Here is a 22,954-nt window from a genome sequence, read left to right as displayed (position 1 = left end):
CCGCGCCTATTCGGCCGCGCCGGTTCCACTCATCGGCGCCTCGACCTGCAGGTCCTCGCGATAAGGCTTGGCGGACGGTGGGAGGTCCTTGCGCAGGAAGACATCTTCGCCCTTGAGCTGACGCAGCCAGATCGGGATCATCTCCCGATAACCCGCAAGGATTGACGGGGTAGGCGGGGGCAGGTCGTGCTTGATGGCTTCGTGCAGCCTCTCGAGCGCGTGGTAGGGCACGACCGGGAACATGTGGTGTTCGACGTGATAGTTCATGTCCGAATAGAGGAAGCGGCTGATCGGGTTCATCAGCACGGTCCTGGTGTTCAGCCGATGGTCGGTGACATCTTCGGCCAGCGCGCCATGCTGCAACAGCCCCACCATCACCATGTGCCAGCAGCCGTAGAGGCGGGGTAGCCCGACCAGCATGAACGGCAGGATCGACTGCATGGCGATCGCGGTGATGCCGGTCGCGGCGTAGATCACCACCCAGATCCGCGCCACCCGAACCACCTTGGGCCACTCGCCCTTGGGAATGAAGCTCTTCTCGGCGTCGCTGACATTGCCGGCAGCGTTCCGCACCATGTCGCCCAGCGCGTACCAGACGTCGACAATGCCGACGAAACTCAGGATCACCCGGGCCAGCACCGGCGGTCGCATCACCGCGATCTCGACGTCGCGGCCGACGATGATGGTGTCGGCGTGGTGGCGAGCGTGGCTCCATTTCCAGGTCGTCGGGTTACGGATCAGCATGAAGCAGGCGATCTGGTAGATCAGCTTGTTCATCCACGCTGTCTTGAACGCCGTGCCGTGCCCGCATTCATGCCAGCGGCTGTCGCTGGCCGAACCATAGAGCACGCCATAAACCAAGAAGCACGGCACGCACCACCAGGTGCCCCAGGACGCGATGCCGCCAATGCCGGTGACCAGCAGCAGGCCAAGCCAGATCAGGTTGTCGCGTATCGCCGGGCCATCGGAGCGTTGCATGAGTTCTTTCATGACGGCGCGTGGCACCTCAGTGTGATACCACTCGGCTGCCGCGAGGCCGCGCTCGATGGCGCGCTGCGCCTCGGGCCCGGTGATGCTGTAGTCGCGCTTGGTGATCATCGGCCCCCCTCCGATGTGTCCTTACGGCCTGACAGGACCCTGTCCGGCGCCAGTGGCGCCAATGGTGGCGGCGATGCTGTCGAGGTCGGCGGCGTCGAGTTCGATGGTCGCTGCATCGATCCAGCCATCGACCTGGGCCGGTGATCGGGCGCCGACAATCGCGGCGCTTAGCCCAGGCCAGGCTAGCACCCAGGTGAGGGCGATGGTTGAGATCGAAGTGCCGTGCTTGTCGGCAACCGGCTTCAATGCCGCCGCGAGGGCAAGATTGCGGTCGAGCCGCTCGCCGGTGAACTCCGGGTTGGTCTTCCGCCAGTCGTTGTCGGCCAGGGTCGCGGCGCGCTCCCGGGTGAAGCTGCCGGTGAGCAGGCCCGCCTGCATCGGGCTGTAGCAGATGACGCCGGTGCCATGCGCCGCGCACCACGGCAGGATCGCCTCCGCGGTCTCCCGCTTGATCATCGAGAACGGCGGCTGCAGCGTTTCCACATGCCCCATCGCTTCGGCTCGCGCCAGTTGCTCGGCATTGTGGTTTGAGAGCCCGATATGCCGAACCTTGCCCTCGGACTTCAGCTCGAGCATCGTCCCCCAATAGTCCTCGAGCGGCACGTCGTCGGCCGGCCAGTGCACCTGGTAGAGATCGATGGCCTCGACCTGCAGGCGCTTGAGCGAGTTCTCGAGTTCGTTGCGGAGGCTCGCCTTGTTGGCGAGGCGGCGCGGGTTCTGCCCGTTGGCATCGCGGATCACTCCACCCTTGGTGAAGACGAACGGCCGACGATCGGCCGGCAGCGCCTTCAGCGTCGCGCCGATCACCTCTTCGGAATGGCCGACGCCATAGGCCGCAGCAGTATCGATCCAGTTGATGCCGAGGTCGATGGCGTGGCGGATGGCAGCGTCGGAATCAGCGTCATCCTGCGGGCCCCACATATTGCCGCCCATCGCCCAGGCGCCAACGCCAAGGCGGGTGATCTCCATGCCGGTCTTGCCAAAGGCGCGGGTGGGCAGCGACGTCGTCATCTTCTTCCTCCATATCGTGTTGACTGCCATACCAGCATCTCCTCCCGGATCGGACAACCCAGCCTTGCGACCAATGCCCCGCTCGCGACCCGGCGGGCAGACGTCAAGCATATTGCATCCCGACATCCCCCTTGCGCCGAACCGTAACGTACGGTACGGTTTGCGTCATTGATGTCGAGGTGTCCGGTTCGCGGGGTGCGGATCGTCACCTCGCGGAGCCTTGGGTGTCGTCGTGGCGTCTGCCGTTGCCAACAGCGAAGAGGTGTTCACGCCGCGCCAGCAGCAGGTGCTGACGGCGGCGCTGGATCTGCTCGTCGAGCAGGGCGATCGGCTGACCATGACCTCGGTGGCGCGCCGCGCCTCGTGCTCCAAGGAAACGCTCTACAAGTGGTTCGGCGACCGCGACGGGCTGCTCACCGCGACGGTGCAGTGGCAGGCGGCCAAGGTGAAGGCGCCGCAGGTCGATCGCTGGCGGCTCGATGCCGCCTCGCTGCGCCAGAGCATCGAGCAGTTCGCCCGCGACCTCCTCGGCACCATCGTCGGCGATGTCTCGGTGACCCTCAACCGCCTCGCCATCGGCCATGCCGGCGCCGAAAAACATGGCCTCGGGGCGATCGTACTCGAGAACGGTCCGCTCGCCATCCGCAAGCGCCTGAAGCCGGTGCTGGAAGCGGGCAGGGAGGCGCGGCTCCTGCGCTTCGACAGCTCCGAGGAGGCCTATCGCAGCTTCTTCGGTCTCGTCGTGCGCGACGCGCAGATCCGCCTGCTGCTCGGCGAAACCTTCACTCCTGCCGAAGCCGAGATCGCGCGCGACGCGGCCCGGGCGACGGAACAGTTTCTTGCCATATACGCGGTCCACCCGGCCGCCTGAGTTCAAATCGGCCGCACCGGCCCAACGCACCAAGAGGAGACTTCCATGCGCGTCTATTATGATCGGGATGCCGATCTCAACATCATCAAAGGGAAGAAGGTCGCGATCGTCGGCTACGGCTCGCAGGGTCATGCGCACACGCTTAACCTCCGCGATTCCGGCGTAAAGGACATCGTGGTGGCGCTGCGTCCGGGCTCCCCGTCGGCCAAGAAGGCCGAGGGCGAAGGCCTCAAGGTCATGTCCGTCGCCGATGCCGCCAAGTGGGCCGACGTCATCATGATGCTGACCCCCGACGAGCTGCAGGCCGACATCTACAAGAAGGACATCGAGCCCAACATCCGTGACGGCGCCGCGATCGCCTTCGCGCACGGTCTCAATGTGCACTTCAACCTGATCGAGCCCAAGGCGACCGTCGACGTGATCATGATCGCGCCGAAGGGCCCGGGCCACACCGTGCGTGGCGAATACCAGAAGGGCGGCGGCGTGCCGTGCCTGATCGCCGTCCACCAGGACGCCTCGGGCAATGCCCACGACATCGCCCTGGCCTACGCCTCGGGCGTCGGCGGTGGTCGCTCGGGCGTGATCGAAACCAACTTCCGCGAGGAATGCGAGACCGATCTGTTCGGTGAGCAGGTGGTGCTCTGCGGCGGCCTGGTCGAGCTCATCCGCGCCGGCTTCGAGACGCTGGTGGAAGCCGGCTACGCTCCAGAAATGGCCTATTTCGAGTGCCTGCACGAAGTGAAGCTGATCGTCGACCTGATCTACCAGGGCGGCATCGCCAACATGAACTACTCGATCTCGAACACTGCAGAGTGGGGCGAGTATGTCTCGGGCCCGCGCATCATCACCTCGGAGACCAAGGCCGAGATGAAGCGGGTGCTCAAGGACATTCAGTCCGGCAAGTTCACCTCCGAGTGGATGCAGGAATACAAGGGCGGCGCCTCGCGCTTCAAGGCGACCCGTCGCCTCGCGGACGAGCACCAGATCGAGGAAGTCGGCGAGAAGCTCCGCGGCATGATGCCGTGGATCAAGGCCGGCGCCCTCGTGGACAAGGCCAAGAACTAAGCGGGGCCTTGCTCCACGCTTGATCTGATGCGCGCTGGCGGGCCGCCGTGATCAAGGCCGGCGCGCTGGTCGACAAGGTCAAGAACGAATCCAAAGATCCTTCGCAGGATGTATGCGCAGAGGGGCCTCCGGGCCCCTTTGTCGTTTCTGGGGAGCACAGTTTTGCTCCAACGACTCGATGTCATCCCAGCGAAAGCTGGGACCCAACTCACAGCCCGTGCCAGCGGAGAAATGGGTCCCAGCTTTCGCTGGGATGACATCCGGTGGGGAGGCGAAACGGTTGGCCCACCGCGTTAGCGCGATGCTGCCCTATTGGATCTACCGGCTGGTGTCCGTGGCCATCTTGATGGCGAGGAAGCCGAGCACCGTGCCCATCAGCCAGCGCTGCAGCCGGGCCCAGAACGGCCGGCCGGTGAGGAACAGTGCCACCGTCCCCGCCGTGATGATGAGGATGGCATTGACCGTCATGCTCACGGCAATCTGCGTGGCGCCAAGCACCAAGGTCTGGCCGAGCACATTGCCGGCCGACTTGTCGATGAACTGCGGCAGCAGCGACAGATAGAGCGCCGCGACCTTGGGGTTCAACAGGCTGGTGAACAGGCCCATCGCATAGAGTCGCTTCGGCGAGTCCGGCGCCAGCGTCCTGAGTTCGAACGGCGAATGGCCGCCGGGGCGCAGCGCATTCCAGGCCAGCCAGCCGAGGTAAAGCGCTCCGGCGATGCGGATCGCGTCATAGGCGAAGGGCACGGCGAACAACAACGCGGTGAGGCCGAGCGCCGCCGCCAGCATGTAGATGATAAAGCCGGTGGCAACCCCGAGCAGCGAGATCAGCCCGGCGGCACGACCCTGCGCAATCGAGCGGGAGACCAGATAGGCCATGTTGGGGCCGGGGGCGATCACCATAGCGAAGGCGACGCCGGCGAAGGCGAGAAGGGTGGTGAGCGCGGGCACGGCGGATCCCCGGTTGGCTACACACCTGCATGCCACGCGCCATGAACTTCCGCCAGTGACGCCTACGTTTTGCTGTCGCCCTTCTCGATGCGCTCGCGGGTGAGCATTTCAAGCAGGCCGACCAGCCGGGTGATGTCTTCCTGGCGGAGCAGGTCGATCTTTTCGTGCAGGGCCTCGATGTCGAGTTCGGCACGCAGGTTCACATCGTAGTCGAGCTGCGCCTTCTGACGGTCGATGTCGGACTGGCGGTTCTGCGCCATCATCAGGATTGGGGCGGTGAAGGCGGCCTGGAAGCTCAGCACCAGGTTGAGCAGGATGAAGGGGTAAGGGTCCCAGTGCTGCACCCAGGCGACGACGTTGAACACGATCCACAGCACCAGCACCGCCGATTGCACGATGATGAAGCGCCACGATCCGACAAGCGCCGCGATCTGGTCGGCGAGGTACTCGCCATAGGTGCGGGGGAGGCTGATCGGCTTGGCCTGTCGCAGCGTGAATCGCCGCGCCGTCTCGGTGTTGTCGTGGTGGGGTTTGGTTTCGCTCATTGCCGCCTCTTGCTGGCCATGCCATGCGGCGGTTCTATCAGGTCTGGCGGTCGGCGCGGGATCGGATCCGGTGAGCCCCGAATCAAAAAGGGCCCCGATCATCTCGGGGCCCTTCAGCTTGGGATATCGCCTACCGCGAGGTCACTCATGGCCGCGGGAAGGCGTGCTGTGGTGGCGGCCGGCGCGCATCGCGGCGAGGTCGCCACGAGTGAGGCCGATATCACGCAGCAGATGGTCGTCGAACTTCATCAGGTCGGTGAAGACCCGCTTGCGTTCTGCACGACGGAACATGGACGTCAGGCTGAAAGCCATTTGGTCATCTCGTCAGTTTGGGTGGTGCCGGGATCGGCGGAGTGGGCTTATGCCCGTGGATCGATGAATGCCTGATGAACCGTTTGGCCCTTAGCGGAGCTTGCGGCCGAACCAGGTCTTCTGCTTCCTGAGCTCTGCGCGCGTCAGCCCGATATCGGCCAGCAGGCGGTCTTCGATCTGCTGGTTGGGCGTACGGGCACGCAGGTGGTCGGACAGCAGCAACAGTTCGGGGATCATGTTCGATTCCTTGGTTTGATAGCCGGCTCGTCCGGCGTTGGGGCGCTCAATGACCGAGGCCGGTTGAACCGGTTCTGAACAAGGAATTCAGGGAGAGACCAATGACTGAGATCGCGTTGCCGGCATTCCCGGTGGAGGGAGGCTGCATCTGCGGCGCGGTGCGCTACCGGATCACCGGCGCACCGCTTGCCGTCTACAACTGCCACTGCCGCGACTGCCAGCGCCTGAGCGGCGCCACGCACTCGATGTCGATGCCGATCGCCCGCGAACGGCTGCAGCACCTGCGGGGCGAACTCGTTGCCTACGACAAGCCGGCCGACAGCGGCAGGACCGTGCGCATGCTGGCCTGCGCCTGCTGCGGCACCAAGCTCTGGAACGAGCCGCTCGCCTCGCCGGCGATCTTCGTGGTCAAGCCCGGCACGCTCGACGACCCGAGCTGGGCCGTCCCCATCGGCAATATCTGGACCGCCAGCCGCCTGCCATGGGCGGTGATCGATGAGGCGCAGGTCAATTTCCCTGGCCAGCCGCCCGACCGCCAACCGCTCTATGACGCCTGGAGCGCGGCGACGACCTGATGCGGTCCACTGCAATTTGCCGGAAGAAATCGCCGCGCTGGCGGAGGGAGCGGCGCACCGTGTCGTGCTAGCAGGTGGACGAAACGCCTGGAGGGGATGATGAGTTTCGACAGTGATATCGCGCTGGTGGCCGAGCAGGAGCGGCAGCTGGTGTTCAGCCGGTTCGACGAGACCACGGCGCTGCAGTTGGGCGAGGATATTCGTGAGCTCGCGGTGGCGGCAAAGGCGGCCCTGGTGATCGACATCCGCTTCTGGAACCGGCCGCTCTACTACTACGCGATGGCCGGCACCGGCCCGGACAATTTCGAGTGGGTCCGGCGCAAGAGTAACTGCGTTCGGCGCTTCAACCGCGCTTCCTACGCGCTGACGCTGCGCCAGCAGCGCGACAAGCGCGGCTTCGCACCCGATGACAATGTCGACCCTACCGAGATTGCGGCGCATGGCGGCTCGTTCCCGATCCGCATCGAGGGGGTAAGCGTCGTCGGAACGATCACCGTGTCGGGCGTCCCCGGCAGGCACGATCATGGCTTCGTGGTGACCGCGATCGCACGGCATCTCGGCATCGATCCGGCGCCGCTCATGCTGCCGCACGAGGAACCGACCGCCGGCTGACCTGCTGGCTTGCCGCGGTGCCATACCGTTGGCTATACCGCCCGCAACCACAGGGAGCGACGGTATGGCTACGGCAGACGACATCGCCAAAATCATCGAGCAGGAACGGGGGCTCGAGTTCACCGAGTTCAACGAGAACGTAGCGTTCTCGATCGGCGCAAGGGTGCGTGAGCGCGCCCTGCGCGAGAAACTCGGGCTGGTGGTCGACGTCCGCACCTGGGATCGGCAGATGTTCTACGCCGCCATGCCCGGGACCACGGCCGACAATCCGAACTGGGTGCGCCGCAAGATCAACACCGTGCAGCGCCTGCTCAAGTCGAGCTATCGCGTAGCGCTGGAGCAGAACCGCGAGGATCGGCTGTTCGCGCCGAATCGGGCGCTCGACGGTGCTGACTTTGTCCTCGCCGGGGGCGCCTTCCCGATCCGCATGAAAGGCTTCGGTCCCATCGGCTGCGTCACCATTTCGGGCCTCCACGAGCGCGACGATCACCAGGTTGGCGTGGACGCCGTGGTCGAAGAACTCGGGCTCGACAAGGCGGCTTTCGCACTCGCCAAGATTTAGTTGGAGGCGTCGCGCGGAGGCGGCTTGACACTGCGGATCGGGCTGCCGCAACTGCTGCCCGGTTGCGGAGCCCGATCATGAAACTCAACTACGTGCTGCTTGATGTTTTCACCACCGAGCGGCTGCAGGGCAATCCCCTGGCCGTCGTGCTCAAGGCCGACGGGCTGCTCGACGATCGGATGCAGGCGATCGCCGCCGAGTTCAATCTGTCCGAGACGGTGTTCATCCAGAAGGCGCAGTCGGAGCGCCACACGGCGGCCGTGCGTATCTTCACGCCGACCGTGGAGCTCCCCTTCGCCGGTCACCCGACAGTGGGCGCCGCCGTGGTGCTAGGATTACAGAATCGAAGCACTGCCGTGCGGCTCGAGGAGCAGGTCGGCGTCATCACCTGCGTGATCGAGCGCGTCGAAAAGGATGTCGGGCTCGCCCGCTTCGCGCTGCCTCGGTTGCCCGAAGAGGTCGGCAAGGTGCCTTCCGTCGAAGCGATAGCCGCCACGCTAGGGCTCCATGCCGACGACGTTGGCTGCGGACCTTACCAGCCGGCGCTGTTCTCGGCCGGCGTGCCCTATTACCTGCTGCCGGTCCGCGACGCGGCGGCCCTGAAGCGCATTCGCCTCGAGCGACGCGGCTGGGACATGAACTATCCTGAGGGGCATGGCTCGATCTACGTCTTCACCCAGACGCCGGAAGAGCATGGCAACGACTTCGCCGCGCGCATGTTCTCGCCCGGCATGGGCCAGGTCGAAGACCCCGCGACCGGCTCGGCTGCCGCCGCGCTTATTGGCCTTCTCGCCCGTCACACCGATAACGGCCAGCACGAGTTCCGCCTGCGGCAGGGATACGAGATGGGCCGTCCCAGCCTCATCACGCTGCAGCTGCGCAAGGATGGCGACAGGCTCACCCATGGCGGCATCGGCGGCCACGCGGTGATCGTCGGCGAAGGGACGCTCAACCTCGGGGACTAGCGATTTCAAATATCAACTGACAGACTTGCAATTCTGTCAGTCGTCATCCACATGAGCGGTCTCACCACAAGGAGACTGGTCATGGATCATCGCACGCTTGGAACATCGGGCCCCGTCGTTTCCGCCCTCGGCCTGGGCGCCATGGGGATGTCGGGCGCCTACGGGCCGTCCGATCGCAGCGAGAGCATTGCCACCGTGCATGCCGCGCTCGAGGCCGGCGTCACCCTGATCGACACCGGCGATTTCTACGGCATGGGGCACAACGAGATGCTGCTCGGCGAAGCCTTGCAGGGTCGGCGCGACAACGCCGTGCTCAGCGTCAAGTTCGGCGCGCAGCGCGGGCCAAACGGGCAGTGGTTCGGCTTCGACGGGCGGCCGGCAGCCGTCAAGACCGCGCTCGCCTACACGCTCGAGCGCCTCGGCGTCGATTACATCGACATTTACCGGCCGGCGCGGCTCGATCCGAACGTGCCGATCGAGGAAACGGTCGGCGCCATCAAGGACATGATCGACGCCGGCTATGTTCGCCACCTCGGTCTCTCCGAGGTCGGCCCCGAGACCATCCGCCGCGCCAATGCGGTGCATCCGGTGGTTGACCTGCAGATCGAGTATTCGCTGATCTCGCGCAGTATCGAGCGGGCGATCCTGCCGGTGACGCGCGAACTGGGCATCGGCGTCACCGCCTATGGCGTGCTGTCGCGTGGCCTGATCAGCGGCCACTGGAGCAAGGACGGTCTCGTCGCCGGGGATTTCCGCGGTCACAGCCCGCGGTTCAGCGCCGAGAATGTTGATCACAACCTGCAACTGGTCGACAAGCTGCGCGATATCGCAGCCGGCAAGGGCATCAGCGTCGCGCAACTGGCGATCGCCTGGGTGCTGGCGCAGGGCAGGGACATCGTCCCGGTTATCGGCGCACGGCGCCGGGATCGGTTGACCGAGGCGCTGGGCGCGCTCGATGTGGTGTTGACGCAGGCCGATCTGTCCGCCATCGAAGGAGCGGTGCCACCGAATGCCGCGCGCGGCGAGCGCTACCTGCCGGCGCAGATGGCAATGCTCGACAGTGAGCGAACTGGAGCCTGATGAACGAGGTCTTGACCCGCGAACGAATTCTCGAGGCGGCGGAACAGGTGTTTCGCCGCTTTGGTCCGCATAAGACCACGGTGGTCGATGTGGCGCGGTTGCTCGGGGTCAGTCACGGCAGCGTTTACCGGCATTTCGACAGCAAGATTGCGCTGCGCGACGCAGTGGTCGAGGGCTGGTTGAAGCGCACGTCGGATCCCCTGGCGGCGATCGCGACCTCCGGGGAAGCGCCAGCGAAGCGGCTGCGCCTGTGGTTCAGCACGCTGCTCAAGCTGAAGCGCGAGAAGGTCAAGAGCGATCCGGAGCTGTTCTCGGTATCGCGCACCATCTTCGCCGAGGCGCGCGAGGTGGTGGCCCGGCATGTCGACACTCTCGTCGGCCAGCTGGAGATCATCATTGGGGACGGCATCGCCAGCGGCGACTTCCGGCCGGTCGACCCGCGGGCCACAGCGCAGGCTATGTTCGACGCCACCGCCCGCTTCCACGACCCGGCGCACGGCGCCGAGTGGAGCGCGCCCGATGTCGATGCCGGCTTCGACCGCGTCTATGCGCTGGTGACCGCCGGCATAGTGGCGTAGACCCGGACCACGCCACGCCTTCACAATTCATCCGCGTCACGTGCCGACGCTAGTGCGACGCACCCAACTCAGCTAGCCTCCCCGCGGGCATTTGGAGGGCTAAGCCGTGTACGTTGTCACACTTCTGATTTTCTTCATCCACATCATCGCGTTCATCGCCGGCGGCGCCAATCTGGTGCTGATGCCGATCGTCGGCGCCAAGCTGCCGACCGCCACGCCGGAGCAGCGCGGCCTGCTGTTCTCGATCATCGAAGGGTTCGCCAAGGTCGGCAAATACGCCTTTGCGACGCTGCTGATCACCGGCATCCTGACACTCTGGCTCAAGTGGAACTGGGTCGTTCCCAACGCCTGGTTCTGGGTCAAGATGCTGGGCATCCTCGGGATGATCGTGTTCATCAGCCTCAACGAGGTGAACCGCAAGAAGGCCATCGCGGGCGATGCCGAAGCGGCCAAGCGCGCCAAGATGTTCGGCCAGCTGACCGGGGTCTCCTTCCTCGTCGTGGTCTTCTCCGCCGTGTTCGCCTTCAACTGAAGTCCCCCTGCAACTGAGGTCAGCTTGGACGTCGCCTTCTCGCTTCTGCTCATCGCCCATCTTGTCGGTCTCATGCTGGTAGCGGCGGCGTTCCTGCCGCTGCTGGGGATGATGGGGCAGGGCGGGGCGGCGCCCCAGACCAACCGGCTGCTCACCCGCTTCGGGCATTACGGCATCATCGTGCTGCTGCTCAGTGGGCCGTTGATGATCTGGGTCCGCTACGGCAGCCTCGACGGCGTCAGCCACTGGTTTTGGGCCAAGATGGCGTTCGTCGTGCTCCTGGCGGCAGGCGTCGTCACATCGGCGGTCTCTGCGCGCAAGATGCGCGCCGGCGATGCGGCGGCGACAGCGCGGGTGCGGCTCGGCCGGATTATCGCCGTGGTGTCGCTACTGGCGATCGTGGTGTTCGCCGTGCTGGCGTTCAACTGATGCCACGGCTCGACCACATCAATATCGACGTGTCGGACGGCGCGCGGATGGTGCGGTTCTTCGCCGAGGTGCTTGGTGCCGAGGATGGCTTTCGTCCGCCATTCGATTTTCCCGGCCACTGGATTTACGTCGATGGCCATCCGGCCATCCACTTGAATGTCGCACCGAGAGCGAACGATTTCCCGCGCGGCATGGTCAATCATGTGGCCTTCGGGGTCTACGGGTTCGAGCCGACCAAAGCGCGGATCGAGGCGGCGGGGTGGCCGTACCGGATCACCGGCATCCCCGATTCGGAGATCGGGCAGTTCTTCGTCGAAGGTCCGGAAGGGCTGCTGCTCGAGGTGCAGTTTCGCCGCGAGCGACCCGCGCGCGGCTAGGGCCGCTTCACCTTCCGTTAGCCGCCGCTGCGCAAAGGCTTGCGCAAGCGGCGGAATTCGCGCAGTATTTGCGCCGTAGCAAGTTTTGGTCTGACGAATGCAGCGCAACCGCGCCATTGCCATAGCCGCCGCCCAGCAGAAGGCTCGTGAGAGCCGGCTGATGATTGCGGCCGCTCTGCTGCTGCTTCCGGCCGCCCTGCTTCTCCTTCTTATCAGCCCCTGATAACCGACAGCTCGTCTAGCGAGCGGGTGGTCAGGGGAGCGCGCAGGTTAACCGAACAACGATTTGTCCGGTCGCGACGGTTTTCGAACCCCGGCCGTTTGATAGGAACACAGCAATGAGCACCCAGGCAGCGGCAGCGAGCAATAAGGCAAGCTCTTCCAACAAGGATCGCGTCTTCATCTTCGATACGACGTTGCGCGACGGCGAGCAGAGCCCCGGCGCGACGATGACCTTGGAGGAAAAGCTCCAGGTCGCCGAGGCCCTCGACGAAATGGGCGTCGACATTATCGAGGCCGGCTTCCCGATCGCCTCCAACGGCGACTTCGAAGCGGTCGTCGCAGTGGCCAAGCAGGTGAAGAACTCGGTGGTCGCCGGTCTCGCCCGCGCCATCCCGGGTGACATCGCCCGCGCCGGCGAGGCGGTACGCCACGCCAGGCAGGGCCGCATCCACACTTTCGTTTCCACCTCGCCGATCCATCTGGCCCACCAGATGAAGAAGACTGAAGAGCAGGTGCTGGAGATCATCTCGGCCACCGTGGCGCAGGCCCGCAACCTCATCGACAATGTCGAGTGGAGCGCGATGGACGCCACCCGTACGCCGATCGACTACCTGGCGCGCTGCGTCGAGCTCGCGATCAAGGCCGGCGCCACCACCATCAATCTGCCCGACACGGTTGGCTACGCCATTCCGGCCGAGCACGAGGCGATGTTCCGCTCGATCATCGAGCGTGTCCCCGGCGCCGATGAAGTGATCTTCTCCGCCCATTGTCACAACGATCTCGGCCTCGCCGTCGCCAACTCGCTGGCCGCGGTGCGCGGCGGCGCCCGCCAGATCGAATGCACCATCAACGGTTTGGGCGAGCGCGCCGGCAACGCCGCGCTCGAAGAAGTGGTGATGGCGCTGCGCACCCGCGGCGATGCCATGCCCTATGACACCGAGATCGACTCGACCCATTTGAGCCGCGCCAGCAAGGTCGTCTCGGCGGCCGCCAACTTCCCGGTGCAGTACAACAAGGCGATCGTCGGCAAGAACGCCTTCGCGCATGAAAGCGGCATCCACCAGGACGGCATGCTGAAGAACGCCCAGACCTACGAGATCATGACGCCGGCCTCGGTCGGCATCAAGGAAACCACCCTGGTGATGGGCAAGCACTCGGGTCGCGCCGCCTTCAAGGATAAGTTGAAGGAATTGGGCTACGACCTTGGCGATAATGCCTTCCAGGAGGCATTTGTCCGCTTCAAGGATCTTGCCGACCGCAAGAAGCACGTCTATGACGCCGACATCGTGGCGCTGGTCGATGACGAGGCCGGCTCGGTCGGTGATCGGATCAAGCTGGTCGACATGGAGGTGATCTCCAAGACCGGCGGCGTGCACCATTGCGACCTCGTCATCACCATTGACGGCGTCGAGGTGAAGGCCTCGTTCGACGGTACTGGCTCAGTGGATGCGATCTTCAACGCCATCAAGCAGGCGGTCGGCAAGGACCCGCACCTGGTGCTCTACGCCATCGATGGCGTCACCGGCGGCACCGACGCGCAGGCGAGCGCCCACGTGCGCCTCGAAATGAACGGCCGCATCGTCTCCGGCAACGCCGCCGAGCCCGACACCCTCGTCGCTTCGGCCCGCGCCTACATCAACGCCTATAACCGCCTGCTGCTCGAACGCGGCGCCGCGGCGCAGGGGGCCACCGAGGCTGCCGCCGCGAGCTGATCCGAGCTGCAGTCGACACTTTCTGAGCCGCCCCTCCGGGCGGCTCCTTCTCATGGTGCGCCAGGCGCCGCCGTCGGGCTGCCCCTTCTGATGGGCTAAGGGAGCGACCAATGACCTACGAATTGCGCGAGTTGGCTTCACCCGAGGATTGGGAGGCGATGCATCGGATCCGGCTCGAAGTGCTGTTCACTGCCGAGCGCCACCCGGGCCTCGTCTATGACCGGGCGCATCCGCACGACCTTGAGCCGACGCACAGCAAGTTCGTACTCATGCATGACGGTGTGCCGATCGGCACCACCCGGCTCGATCCGCGCGGCGAAGGCGGTATCGTCCGACTGGTCGCCATCGTGCCGCCGTTGCAGCGGCAGGGCCACGGCTCGGTACTGGAAGCCTTGCTCATCGACTACGCCAGGGCGCGCGGCATGAAGCGGCTGTGGCTCAATGCCGCTCGCGACGCCGTCGGTTTCTACGAGAAGCTCGGTTGGACAGCTGAGGTGTGGGACGAGGTGGAACTCGCGACCTTCGCCCACAATTGCGTGCAGATGACCAAGCCGATCTGACGCGATGCGGCTTCCCAGCTCGGAGGCGCGACACAATCCATGACCCCCGACGTTTCGGCGTTTCACTGCAACGGTGAAGCGCTCTAGGCTGCGCCCGAGTCGAATGGCTGGAGCATTCATGCTGCGAGAACTGAGGGGCGGGCTCACCGCCTTGGCCCTGGTGGTTGCTGGCGCGCTGTTCGCAGTCAGCGTCGACCTGGGCATTCCCGGGCAGGCCCTGCTGCAGTCGCTGCGCTTCCACATCGCTGTAGCGCTGCTCGGCCTGGTGGTGCTGCTGTTCGTCGGTGGCGCCTGGCGCCGCGCCTGGGTGTTCGTGTTCGTCTTCGCGATCAGCGTCGGGCAGGGCGCGGCGATCATCTACCATCAGCAGGAGGCGCGCATTGCGCTTGCCGCTACCCCGGGCAAGCCGCTGCTCAAGCTGCTGAGCTTCAACCTGCTGTCGGACAACCAGAACGGCGAGAACATCGCCCGGTTCATCGCCGGCTCGGGCGCTGATGTGGCCGTCCTGATGGAGGCGGCGCCGATCGCCAGCCACGTCGGCATCCTGCGTCAGGTCTATCCGTACTACGCCGGCTGCGATGATGGCTCGCGCTGCGGCGGCGTGGTGCTCCTCTCGCGCACACCGCTCGCCGACATCACCGTGCAGTCGATGAGTGGGGCGTGGCAGAATCGCCTGGTAACCGCCAGCACGACGATCGACGGGCAGAAGCTCAACATCGTCGCGGCACACCTGGTGAAGCCCTATTTCGACGACTTTGCCGCCGAGGAGTTTGCCAAACTCGGCGCCGTCATCGGTCGGCTCGATGGTCCATTGGTGCTGGCCGGCGATTTCAACGCCGCGGCCTGGTCCGCCAGTATCGACGGGCTGGTGCAGCGGCGAAACCTCGCGCCCGGGCCGTCCTACCCCGCCACCTGGCCGGTTCGGCTCGGTCCGCTGGGCGTCCCGATCGACAATGTTTTCACCCGCGCACCATTGGTCATCAGCGAAGTGAACGCGCTGGATGACGCCATGGGCTCCAACCACCGTGGGCTGCTGGCCGAAATCAGGCTGACCGGAAGCTAGTTGCCGCAAGGACGCATCATCGTGCGGTGACTTGCCAGATCAGTCATTCGCGTGCATCTCCAAGGCTCAGCTTTGCGGGGGCAGGCATGAAGTGGCGGGACTTTCGGCGCAGCGCGCTCGGGCGGGTGCGACAGGCAGGTCGCTTGGCGCGCTGGTGGCTTTTTGGTCTGCTGGGCTTCGCTCGACCGCCGCACTTGCGTTTTCGCCCGCCACCGTGGCGGCGTCCCACGCCACTGCCTGCGCAGCCGGCAACCATCACCGTCCCAGTCACCCGCCCCCTGATCTACGGGGATGTGATCCCTGAAAACTTCGACAGCTTGCCGACCCAAGCGAGTGGCGGGGAGCCCGGCATCACGATTGCCGACGATGTTGTGCTTGTACCCGGGCATCTGTTCGTCGACCGTCGAACGGCTGTCGTGTTGCCGCAGAGCCAGGGCGTCATCATCGATCCGAAGGCGCTCAGTGGGCTGAGATCGCGCCCACCCAGAGTGTTTCGGTCTCCTGCTGAGGCAGATGAAGTCTTCGTGGTGGATTGCTACTTCACCGATAACTATGGCCACAACCTGCTCGAGGCTTTGACCCGGCTTATGCTGCTCGAACGGGCCCCCGCCGGCATCGAGATCGCGACCTCCATTCCGAGATCGGCGACAGTCAGCGCGTTATTCGAGGGGCTGGGCGTCGCCCAGTCGCGCGTTCGCTACTATCGCGAGCCGCTGTTCTGTCGCCGGGCGTACCTGCCCGATCGGCTTGTCTACCTTGAGCAGTTCATCAATCCGCTGGCGCGCGACGCGCTCTCGCGGCTGGTCGCGCTTGGAAGCGCCTCCAGGGTCGAGCGCGCCGAACGCATCTTCATATCCCGTTCGCGGATACGTCGGCGTCGTCTCGTAAATGAGGCCGAGATCGAGGCGCTGTTCGAGCGCTATGGCTTTCGCATCGTCCATCCGGAGACGCTGCCGGTCGAAGCCCAGATTGCCTTGTTCAGCGAAGCCAAGATGATTGCCGGGCTAGGTGGGGCCGCTATGCACAGCACCGTGTTCAGTCGTCCCGAAACCAGGATTTTGATGGTCAGCTCAAGGGCATGGTTCATGCGCACCGATGTGCTGATCAACGAGCGCGAGGGCCAGCTTGGCTATGTGTTCGGCGAGCCGGAGGGCGTCGCGAGTGGCCTTGGAGACTGGGATTGGCGCGTCGATCCCGCCGCGGTCGAGGCGGCGATCATTGCCCATTTCGGGCTCTGAGCCGCAAGCAGGCCGAACAGGTCCTTGGGGTCGTCGAGCTCGGGGATAAGGTCGATGTCGCGGATCTCGGCCCGGCTCAGGTCGCGGGCATAGCGGAGCGTCGAGAAATCCTCGATGGCGAAGCCGACCGAGTCGAACAGCGTAACCTCGCCGGCCGACCTGCGGCCGGCCGCCTTGCCCGTCAGCACCTGCCACAGTTCGATGACCGCGAAATCTGCCGGCATCTGCTGGATCTCGCCCTCGACCCGGGTCTGCGGCGTGTACTCGGTGAAGACCGAGGCACCGGCGACGATGTCTGGATGCAGCTCGGTCTTGCCGGGACAGTCGCCACCGATGGCGTTGACATGCATGCCGGGCACCACATGATCAGGCGTCAGGACCCGGGCCCGTGTTTTGTCGGCAGTGCAGGTCGTGACGATATCTGCGCCGTCGACGGCCTCAGCGACCGAACCGGCGCGGATGATGCGGAGGCCGCTGGTTGCGAGGTTGAGGCAGAACTTGTCCATCGCTTCGGTGTCGAGGTCGACCACCCGCACCTCCTCGACCCCCAGCAACGCCTTGAAGGCGAGGGCCTGGAATTCTGACTGGGCCCCGGCGCCGATCAGGGCCAGCACCCGGCTGTCGGGTCGAGCCAGGGCGCGTGCCGCGACGGCGGAAGTCGCAGCGGTGCGGAGCGCGGTGAGTATCGTCATTTCCGACACCAGCACCGGGTAACCCGTCGACACATCGGCGAGCACCCCGAAAGCTGTTACCGTCAGCTTGCCGCCCGCCGTGTTGCCGGGATGACCGTTGACGAACTTCATGGCGTAGAGTTCGCCATCGGAGGCCGGCATCAGTTCGATCACGCCGTCGCGGCTGTGGCTGGCGAGGCGAGCCGCTTTCTCAAAGCTCTCCCAGCGGCGGAAATCGGCCTCGATGTAACCGGCGAGACCGATAAGGAAGGGCTCGAGGCCGGTATGCCGGAGGAGGGTGCGGATGTCGCTGGTGCCGATGAATTGGGTCATTTGGGCCTCTTACTTTGGGAAGCAGTCAGGCTTCGGTTGAGTGTCAGGTTGTTGCGAGGTCGCGAATGCCTGCAAGCGGCGGCGACACCGGGGCGGATGCGCCGAACAGACGGGCGGCGAGATCCACCATCAGGTCGGCGCTTTTGCCGTGACGGTCGAGGACAGGGTTGAGCTCGACCAGGTCGAGCGAGCCGACGCGGCCGCTGCGGTGCAGCATGTCCATCACCAACTGACCCTCCGCGAGCGTCAGCCCGCCGGGCACGGTGGTGCCGACACCGGGGGCCAGGCTGGGGTCCATGGCATCGACATCGAGCGACAGATGCAGGTGGCCGTTGGCGGCCTCCACACGATCGAGGAAACGACACAGCGGCGTGGCGACCCCGGCGATCCGGATGGCGTCCATGTCCACCACCTCGACGCCGCGCGCATCGATCAGTTGTGCTTCCTCGCAGTCGAGCGCGCGGGCGCCGAGGATCATGACATTGGCGGGATCGACACGCGCAAACCAGGCATCGTCATTGGCAAAGCCCGGCTCGCCGCAGAGGCGGGCCAGCGACATGCCGTGGATGTTGCCGGTCTCGGTGGTGGCCCAGGTGTTGAAGTCGCCATGGGCATCGAACCACAAGACGAACAATGGCCGGCCCGCATCGCGGCAATGCCGGGCGACACCTGCGACCGAACCCATCGAGATCGAGTGATCCCCACCGAGAAACACCGGCCGCGCGCCGTTCTCGAGGCTGCGGTAGCCGGCCTCGCTGGCGCCCACGGCCAGCGCCTCGATTTCCGCAGCGGCCGCAAGCCGGCGATCGACATTGATATCGCCGAGGTCGGCTACGGCATAGCCGAGGCTCGCGAGGCGCTCTGCCAGGCCAGCCGCACGCAGGTCGTCCGGTCCGAGCGCAGCGCCGCTGCAGGACGCACCGGCATCGGTCGGCACGCCGACCAGGTCGATACGGTTGCCGGCAGAGGGGCGGCGGGCGCGGGCGTCGTGGAGCATCTCGGTTTCCTCGATTGCGATCTTCCCACTATGTGAGGTCGGAGTGCCGCTGACGAAAAGCCGAAGAAGTGATAAGAATGTGCAATCCAATGTGCAAAATGGCGGCCAAGGATGACGAATAGTACACCTGGTCTCGATGACCTCGACTACCGCCTGATCGCGCTGCTGCGCACCGACGGGCGGATGCCGGTCGCCAAGCTCGCGGCGCAGCTCAATGTCTCACGCGCTACGGTGACGGCAAGGATGGCGCGGCTGGAGCATTCCGGCGCAATCGCCGGCTACACTGTGGTGGTGCAGGCGCAGGGGCGGGTGGACGCCGTGCGCGCCATCACCATGGTCGAGGTCGACGGCAAGAACTCCGAGCAGATCATCCGCCGCCTCGCCGGTTTCCCCGAGATCCGCGGGCTCTACACCACCAATGGCCGGTGGGACGTGGTGGCCGAGATCGAGACGCCGACATTGCGCGAGTTCGACGAACTGCTGCGCAAGGTTCGCCAGATCGACGGCATCGCCAATACCGAGACGAGCATCCTGTTGGGAGCGCGGAAGGAGCTCGGCTAGATCCTCCCAAAGCCATGTCGCCCCGGCTCGCACCGAGGCGACGATAATAGGAGGCTCGGTGCGCGGACTGGCGCTACCTGATCGTCAGCGGCGCCAGCGCGCGGCTGAGGCTGGCTTCGCCCATGCCGAAGGTCGTCGCGTTGTAGTTGAGCAGCGTATCCTTGCGCGCCGTATTCAGCAGCTGGTTGGTGATCTGGGTCGGTGTCGCCGTGGTGAACTTGCTGCCCAGGACCGAGGCATAACCCGAAATGATCGGCGCGGCGAACGACGTGCCGGCGAGGCCGGTCTTGCTGCTCTCGACCCCGACCACCAGGAAGTGGCTCTGCACCGCCGTGTTGGTGCCGGCCTTGTTCGAATAGGAGGCGAGGCTGGCGGGCTTCGCCACCGTGCCGTTGCTGGTGAGAGCCCCGACATAGATCGCCGACGGTGCGCCGACCAGCGCAAGGTTCAGGAAGTCCTTGTTGCCGGCTGCGTTGGTTGAGCCGATGGCGATGCCATCATTGCCCGCGGCTTTGACCGTTACCGCCCTGCCGTACTTGGCATAGCTGATGATCGAGGATTCCTGCGCACTCCATCCCAGCTGGCCGAGGCTGTAGGTGCCCTTGGCATACATGCCGTAGCTGAGGTTGAGCACGTTGAGGCCGCTCGCCAACGGGACCGTGGTGCCGGAATAAAAGCTCTGCGATTTGATGGTCGCGAGCGGCGCGATCATGCTGGCTTCGAGCCGGGTCCATTCGCCGTGCCGGTAGAGCAGCGACCCGGTTCCGAGGTTGCCGGTGAACTTCGATCCGCTGCTGAAATCGTCGACGATGGTGATGGTCGTCCTCTGGCCTTTGTAGCCCTTGGTCCACGCGTCGGCGATGTCGGGACTCATCCAGCTCCTGAGCACCGGTGAGGTGGTCTGGGCGATGGAGGTGGAAACCCCGCCCAACAGGGCAAGGCCGGCGATGGCTGCGATGACGAGAGACTTGAGACGGGAAGTCATGGCGTGCACTCCTGGACGCTAGAAACTGGCGCTGTAGCTGAGCGAAATGTGGAGCCGGTTCGGTTCGGCATGGGCGAGGTACTGCAGCGTCTCCTCCGGGGCGAGGAACGTTGCGGCGAGCCGGCAATTGACGGTCTGGACGCCGCCGATCTCGCCGTAGTCGCCCTCGCAGGGCTGTTCGTTGAGGTTACCCCAGGCGACTGCGCGCACGGTAAGCGAGAGCACAGAGTTGGCGGCCGGATGCGCCTGGGCGACGAAGCCGATGCGAAGGCTGGGATCGACGGTGTATTTCTCGCCTCGCTCGCCGGTGCTGAAGCCCCAGAGGAGGCCGAAATCATCACCGAACTGGGTCAACAGGTCGACGCGGGTATCCGGCCAGTCGCTGTGATACCAGTCCCCGAACGACACCGGGGTGCCGTCGGCAAGCTCGTAGCCCGACACCCGGCTGTTCACCGAGGCGTCGTACCACCCGTCGGCAAGGCTTGCCGCGGTTGCGGACAGCTCCGAGTCCTGCGCCATATCGATCAGGTGGACGGCGACGCCTTGCTCCTGGGCGAGCGTGGGCCAGGACCATGCCGTGAGCAGCACAAAGGCGAGAAGCAGACCGGCGGCGATGCCGCCCTGCCAGTGTTCCTGCCCGTGCAGGTCGTTTCGCCGATCAACCTCAGGGAGCGTTCTGCCCATGAGATGGCCCCATTATCGAGCCGCCAATAGAACGCAGTTTCGCTAAGGAAGTGTTCGGAACCAGAACTAAATAAGTGTAATCAGCCGGCATCGCCGAGTGCGTGGGGCAGTTCCGCCGCCACGACATCGAGCTCCTCCGGCCGTCCAGCGCTGATGCGGATGTGGCGGTCGAGCCCCGGCGCCATCGGCTTGCGAACGAACACGCCGCGCGCCTCCAGCGCCTTCAGCACCCGCATGGCATAGTCGCCGTCGCGGCCGCAATCGACGGCGACGAAGTTGGTGGCGGAGGGCACGGCGCTGAGGCCGTTCTCAGCCGCGATGCCGTAGATGCGCTCTCGTCCGCTGGCGACTTTCGCCACCACGCTGGTCAGCCATGCTTGGTCCGCCAGTGCCGCCATCGCTGCCACCTGGCTCAGGCGGGTGACACCGAAGTGATTGCGCACCTTGTCGAAGGCTTTGATGAAGCTTGCTTCGCCGATGGCGTAGCCGATCCGCATGCCGGCAAGCCCATAGGCCTTGGAGAAAGTGCGGGTGCGGATCAGGTTGGGGCGGGCGATGTCGAGCGCGGGCAGGGTACCCGCAGGCGCGGTCTCGCAATAGGCCTCGTCGAGCAGGATCAGTGTCTCTTCCGGGACCTCGGCGATGAAGCGTTCGATCTCCGCAGCGCTCCACCAGGTGCCCATCGGATTATCTGGGTTGGAGAGATAGATCACCTTGGCCCGCTCGTGCCGCGCCGCCTTGGCGAGAGCTCCCAGGTCCTCGTGGTCACCGGCATAAGGCACCGCGACGATCCGGCCACCGAACCCGGTCACGTGATAGTTGAAGGTCGGGTAGGCACCGAGCGAGGTGACTGCGACATCACCGGGCCCAGTGATCAGCCGGGCGATCAACCCGTGCAGCCCGTCAATGCCTTCGCCAACTGCGACATTGGCCGCGGGGATGTCGAGATGCGCGGCGAGTGCTGCCTTCAGCTCATGCACCTCCGGATCGCCATACATCCATACCCCACCTGCTGCCGCCGCGATCGCCTCGATCACCTTCGGTGAGGGCCCAAAGCCGCTCTCGTTGGCGCCGACCCGTGCCCGGAACGGCACACCGGTCCGCCGCTCCAGCGCTTCGGGACCGGTGAACGGCACGGTGGAGGGCAGGGACTGGGCAAGGGGGGTAAGGATGGGGCGCATGGTGCGGCGAACTTATCCTGCCCGGAGCGCGGTGCAACTCCATCCATTCGCGCCACGTATCTCAATGGTTACATCGCCAAGCCGCACGTTAGTTTGTGTTGTGCGTGACGCGGGCGCGGGACAATCATTGAGGCAATCAGAACCTTCGGGGTGAACTTTCATGATCAAGAACAAGCTGGCGCTCGCGGTGGCAATCGTGGGTGCGCTGGGGATGACCGGCGCGCAGGGCGCCGAGACGGCGACCGCCGTCTTCGCCGGCGGTTGCTTCTGGTCGATCGAGAGCGATTTCGACCATGCGCCGGGCGTCATCTCCACCACCTCGGGCTATATCGGCGGGCACGTCGACAACCCGAGCTACGAGCAGGTGGTCACCGAAACCACCGGGCATCGCGAGGCGGTGAAGATCGTCTATGACCCCAGTGTCACCAGCTACGACAAGCTCGTCGACACCTTCTTCCACCTGATCGATCCGATCGAGACGCGTGGCCAGTTCTGCGATTACGGCGAGAGCTACACCACGGCGATCTACGCCGGCACCGATGCCGAGCTGAAGGTCGCCGAGGCCGGCAAGGAAGCGACTGCCGCAGCGCTCCGCAAGCCCGTGGCGACCATCGTCGCGATGGCCCCGACCTTCTGGCCGGCCGAGGCCTATCACCAGGATTTCTGGAAGGGCAGCGAGATGCTGCAGAACGGCTTAACCCGCGCCCAGCACTACGCCCGCTACCGCGTCGGCTGCGGCAAGAATGGCCAGGTCGAAGCCATCTGGGGCAAGGACGCGTTCAAGGGGCTCGACGGGCACGCGTGAGGCCTGACGTCCAGCGGCACCACAAACGGGGGTCATCCCGCGAAAGCGCATTCGCGCTAAGTTACGGTTGTGCCCCACCCACCGGGTCATTCCCGCGAAAGCGGGAACCTCTGTTTTCTTGGCCTTTGCACGTTCGCAAACG

Annotated in this window: 29 protein-coding genes; 18 read left to right on the top strand and 11 right to left on the bottom strand. The window is 65.2% G+C overall.

The features are described 5' to 3' along the window. Nucleotides 1-6 precede the first annotated feature (6 nt). Together ACSQ23_RS12495 and ACSQ23_RS12490 are read right to left on the bottom strand one after the other, a co-directional pair. Nucleotides 7-1,098 carry a fatty acid desaturase family protein gene (locus ACSQ23_RS12495; RefSeq protein WP_436090820.1) on the bottom strand — a complete coding sequence of 364 codons (1,092 nt, stop codon included), beginning with the start codon at nucleotides 1,096-1,098 and terminating at the stop codon, nucleotides 7-9. A 21-nt stretch (nucleotides 1,099-1,119) separates the two neighbouring features. Next, the gene (locus ACSQ23_RS12490) at nucleotides 1,120-2,109 is read right to left on the bottom strand and encodes an aldo/keto reductase (protein ID WP_436090819.1); all 990 of its coding nucleotides are present in this window, start codon (nucleotides 2,107-2,109) and stop codon (nucleotides 1,120-1,122) included. Between the two features lie 232 nt (nucleotides 2,110-2,341). Here ACSQ23_RS12490 and ACSQ23_RS12485 point away from each other — a divergent pair, with 232 nt between their 5' ends. Then, on the top strand, nucleotides 2,342-2,980 hold the full coding sequence (locus tag ACSQ23_RS12485; RefSeq protein WP_436090818.1) for a TetR/AcrR family transcriptional regulator: 639 nt from the start codon (nucleotides 2,342-2,344) through the stop codon (nucleotides 2,978-2,980). Nucleotides 2,981-3,025: 45 nt separating this feature from the next. Then, nucleotides 3,026-4,045, top strand: a complete 1,020-nt coding sequence (gene ilvC / locus ACSQ23_RS12480; RefSeq protein ID WP_055995826.1) for a ketol-acid reductoisomerase — start codon at nucleotides 3,026-3,028, stop codon at nucleotides 4,043-4,045. 318 nt (nucleotides 4,046-4,363) lie between these two features. Here the strand turns inward: ilvC and ACSQ23_RS12475 are convergent, their stop codons facing one another. The 4 genes from ACSQ23_RS12475 to ACSQ23_RS12460 form a co-directional block, all read right to left on the bottom strand. Beyond that, a complete protein-coding gene (locus tag ACSQ23_RS12475) occupies nucleotides 4,364-4,996 on the bottom strand; it encodes a LysE family translocator (protein WP_436090817.1) in 633 nt (210 codons plus the stop codon). Nucleotides 4,997-5,058: 62 nt separating this feature from the next. Beyond that, nucleotides 5,059-5,541 (bottom strand): DUF1003 domain-containing protein, encoded by a 483-nt coding sequence (locus ACSQ23_RS12470; protein WP_082528056.1) that lies wholly within the window; start codon nucleotides 5,539-5,541, stop codon nucleotides 5,059-5,061. Between the two features lie 141 nt (nucleotides 5,542-5,682). Beyond that, nucleotides 5,683-5,853, bottom strand: a complete 171-nt coding sequence (locus ACSQ23_RS12465; protein ID WP_082528055.1) for a DUF1127 domain-containing protein — start codon at nucleotides 5,851-5,853, stop codon at nucleotides 5,683-5,685. Nucleotides 5,854-5,943: 90 nt separating this feature from the next. Continuing rightward, nucleotides 5,944-6,090, bottom strand: a complete 147-nt coding sequence (locus tag ACSQ23_RS12460) for a hypothetical protein (protein WP_436090816.1) — start codon at nucleotides 6,088-6,090, stop codon at nucleotides 5,944-5,946. 101 nt (nucleotides 6,091-6,191) lie between these two features. On the opposite strand from ACSQ23_RS12460, the gene ACSQ23_RS12455 reads away from it, so the two are divergent. From ACSQ23_RS12455 to ACSQ23_RS12390, 14 genes are all read left to right on the top strand, one after another. Continuing rightward, nucleotides 6,192-6,665, top strand: a complete 474-nt coding sequence (locus ACSQ23_RS12455) for a GFA family protein (protein WP_436090815.1) — start codon at nucleotides 6,192-6,194, stop codon at nucleotides 6,663-6,665. A 99-nt stretch (nucleotides 6,666-6,764) separates the two neighbouring features. Next, nucleotides 6,765-7,277, top strand: coding sequence for a heme-degrading domain-containing protein (locus ACSQ23_RS12450; protein WP_436090814.1), 513 nt, complete (start codon nucleotides 6,765-6,767; stop codon nucleotides 7,275-7,277). A 64-nt stretch (nucleotides 7,278-7,341) separates the two neighbouring features. Next, on the top strand, nucleotides 7,342-7,839 hold the full coding sequence (locus tag ACSQ23_RS12445; protein WP_055878377.1) for a heme-degrading domain-containing protein: 498 nt from the start codon (nucleotides 7,342-7,344) through the stop codon (nucleotides 7,837-7,839). A 77-nt stretch (nucleotides 7,840-7,916) separates the two neighbouring features. Beyond that, nucleotides 7,917-8,804: a PhzF family phenazine biosynthesis protein gene (locus ACSQ23_RS12440; protein WP_436090813.1), complete on the top strand. Its 888-nt coding sequence runs from the start codon at nucleotides 7,917-7,919 to the stop codon at nucleotides 8,802-8,804. An 81-nt stretch (nucleotides 8,805-8,885) separates the two neighbouring features. After that, a complete protein-coding gene (locus ACSQ23_RS12435; RefSeq protein WP_436090812.1) occupies nucleotides 8,886-9,884 on the top strand; it encodes an aldo/keto reductase in 999 nt (332 codons plus the stop codon). Then, complete coding sequence (locus ACSQ23_RS12430; RefSeq protein WP_055995848.1) at nucleotides 9,884-10,462, top strand: TetR family transcriptional regulator; 579 nt, start codon at nucleotides 9,884-9,886, stop codon at nucleotides 10,460-10,462. The genes ACSQ23_RS12435 and ACSQ23_RS12430 overlap by 1 nt, the downstream gene beginning before the upstream one ends. A 106-nt stretch (nucleotides 10,463-10,568) precedes the next feature. Then, nucleotides 10,569-10,994: a hypothetical protein gene (locus ACSQ23_RS12425; protein WP_055878371.1), complete on the top strand. Its 426-nt coding sequence runs from the start codon at nucleotides 10,569-10,571 to the stop codon at nucleotides 10,992-10,994. A 24-nt stretch (nucleotides 10,995-11,018) separates the two neighbouring features. Continuing rightward, nucleotides 11,019-11,423, top strand: coding sequence for a hypothetical protein (locus tag ACSQ23_RS12420; RefSeq protein WP_436090811.1), 405 nt, complete (start codon nucleotides 11,019-11,021; stop codon nucleotides 11,421-11,423). Continuing rightward, nucleotides 11,423-11,800 carry a VOC family protein gene (locus tag ACSQ23_RS12415; RefSeq protein ID WP_436090810.1) on the top strand — a complete coding sequence of 126 codons (378 nt, stop codon included), beginning with the start codon at nucleotides 11,423-11,425 and terminating at the stop codon, nucleotides 11,798-11,800. Before ACSQ23_RS12420 ends, ACSQ23_RS12415 begins: the two co-directional genes overlap by 1 nt. Before the next feature lie 97 nt (nucleotides 11,801-11,897). Continuing rightward, nucleotides 11,898-12,023, top strand: a complete 126-nt coding sequence (locus ACSQ23_RS12410; protein WP_274532685.1) for a hypothetical protein — start codon at nucleotides 11,898-11,900, stop codon at nucleotides 12,021-12,023. Nucleotides 12,024-12,138: 115 nt separating this feature from the next. Next, the gene (locus ACSQ23_RS12405; RefSeq protein WP_436090809.1) at nucleotides 12,139-13,734 is read left to right on the top strand and encodes a 2-isopropylmalate synthase; all 1,596 of its coding nucleotides are present in this window, start codon (nucleotides 12,139-12,141) and stop codon (nucleotides 13,732-13,734) included. A 110-nt stretch (nucleotides 13,735-13,844) separates the two neighbouring features. Then, the gene (locus tag ACSQ23_RS12400; protein WP_436090808.1) at nucleotides 13,845-14,294 is read left to right on the top strand and encodes a GNAT family N-acetyltransferase; all 450 of its coding nucleotides are present in this window, start codon (nucleotides 13,845-13,847) and stop codon (nucleotides 14,292-14,294) included. A gap of 118 nt (nucleotides 14,295-14,412) precedes the next feature. Further along, nucleotides 14,413-15,357, top strand: coding sequence for an endonuclease/exonuclease/phosphatase family protein (locus ACSQ23_RS12395; RefSeq protein ID WP_436090807.1), 945 nt, complete (start codon nucleotides 14,413-14,415; stop codon nucleotides 15,355-15,357). Between the two features lie 86 nt (nucleotides 15,358-15,443). Continuing rightward, nucleotides 15,444-16,595 (top strand): glycosyltransferase family 61 protein, encoded by a 1,152-nt coding sequence (locus ACSQ23_RS12390; protein WP_082533204.1) that lies wholly within the window; start codon nucleotides 15,444-15,446, stop codon nucleotides 16,593-16,595. Here the strand turns inward: ACSQ23_RS12390 and ACSQ23_RS12385 are convergent. After that, nucleotides 16,487-17,599, bottom strand: a complete 1,113-nt coding sequence (locus ACSQ23_RS12385) for an ornithine cyclodeaminase (protein ID WP_436090806.1) — start codon at nucleotides 17,597-17,599, stop codon at nucleotides 16,487-16,489. The genes ACSQ23_RS12390 and ACSQ23_RS12385 overlap by 109 nt on opposite strands. Nucleotides 17,600-17,642: 43 nt before the next feature. Further along, a complete protein-coding gene (gene rocF, locus ACSQ23_RS12380) occupies nucleotides 17,643-18,596 on the bottom strand; it encodes an arginase (protein ID WP_436090805.1) in 954 nt (317 codons plus the stop codon). A gap of 111 nt (nucleotides 18,597-18,707) precedes the next feature. Between rocF and ACSQ23_RS12375 the strand changes: the two genes are divergently transcribed. Next, entirely contained in the window at nucleotides 18,708-19,157 is a 450-nt protein-coding gene (locus ACSQ23_RS12375) for an Lrp/AsnC family transcriptional regulator (protein ID WP_055878359.1), read from the top strand. 73 nt (nucleotides 19,158-19,230) lie between these two features. On the opposite strand, the gene ACSQ23_RS12370 is transcribed toward ACSQ23_RS12375, so the two are convergent. From ACSQ23_RS12370 to ACSQ23_RS12360, 3 genes are all read right to left on the bottom strand, one after another. Then, a complete protein-coding gene (locus ACSQ23_RS12370) occupies nucleotides 19,231-20,142 on the bottom strand; it encodes a S8/S53 family peptidase (RefSeq protein ID WP_436090804.1) in 912 nt (303 codons plus the stop codon). 18 nt (nucleotides 20,143-20,160) lie between these two features. Next, nucleotides 20,161-20,826, bottom strand: coding sequence for a hypothetical protein (locus ACSQ23_RS12365; protein WP_436090803.1), 666 nt, complete (start codon nucleotides 20,824-20,826; stop codon nucleotides 20,161-20,163). Between the two features lie 80 nt (nucleotides 20,827-20,906). After that, the gene (locus ACSQ23_RS12360) at nucleotides 20,907-22,007 is read right to left on the bottom strand and encodes a pyridoxal phosphate-dependent aminotransferase (RefSeq protein WP_436090802.1); all 1,101 of its coding nucleotides are present in this window, start codon (nucleotides 22,005-22,007) and stop codon (nucleotides 20,907-20,909) included. A gap of 160 nt (nucleotides 22,008-22,167) precedes the next feature. Here ACSQ23_RS12360 and msrA point away from each other — a divergent pair, with 160 nt between their 5' ends. Continuing rightward, complete coding sequence (gene msrA, locus ACSQ23_RS12355) at nucleotides 22,168-22,812, top strand: peptide-methionine (S)-S-oxide reductase MsrA (protein WP_436090801.1); 645 nt, start codon at nucleotides 22,168-22,170, stop codon at nucleotides 22,810-22,812. Nucleotides 22,813-22,954: the final 142 nt, after the last annotated feature.

It is taken from the genome of Devosia sp. LjRoot16 (assembly GCF_964252795.1).
Classification (GTDB): domain Bacteria; phylum Pseudomonadota; class Alphaproteobacteria; order Rhizobiales; family Devosiaceae; genus Devosia_A.
Note: the sequence above shows the minus strand (reverse complement) of the source record. Positions and strands in the feature narration are given on the sequence as shown.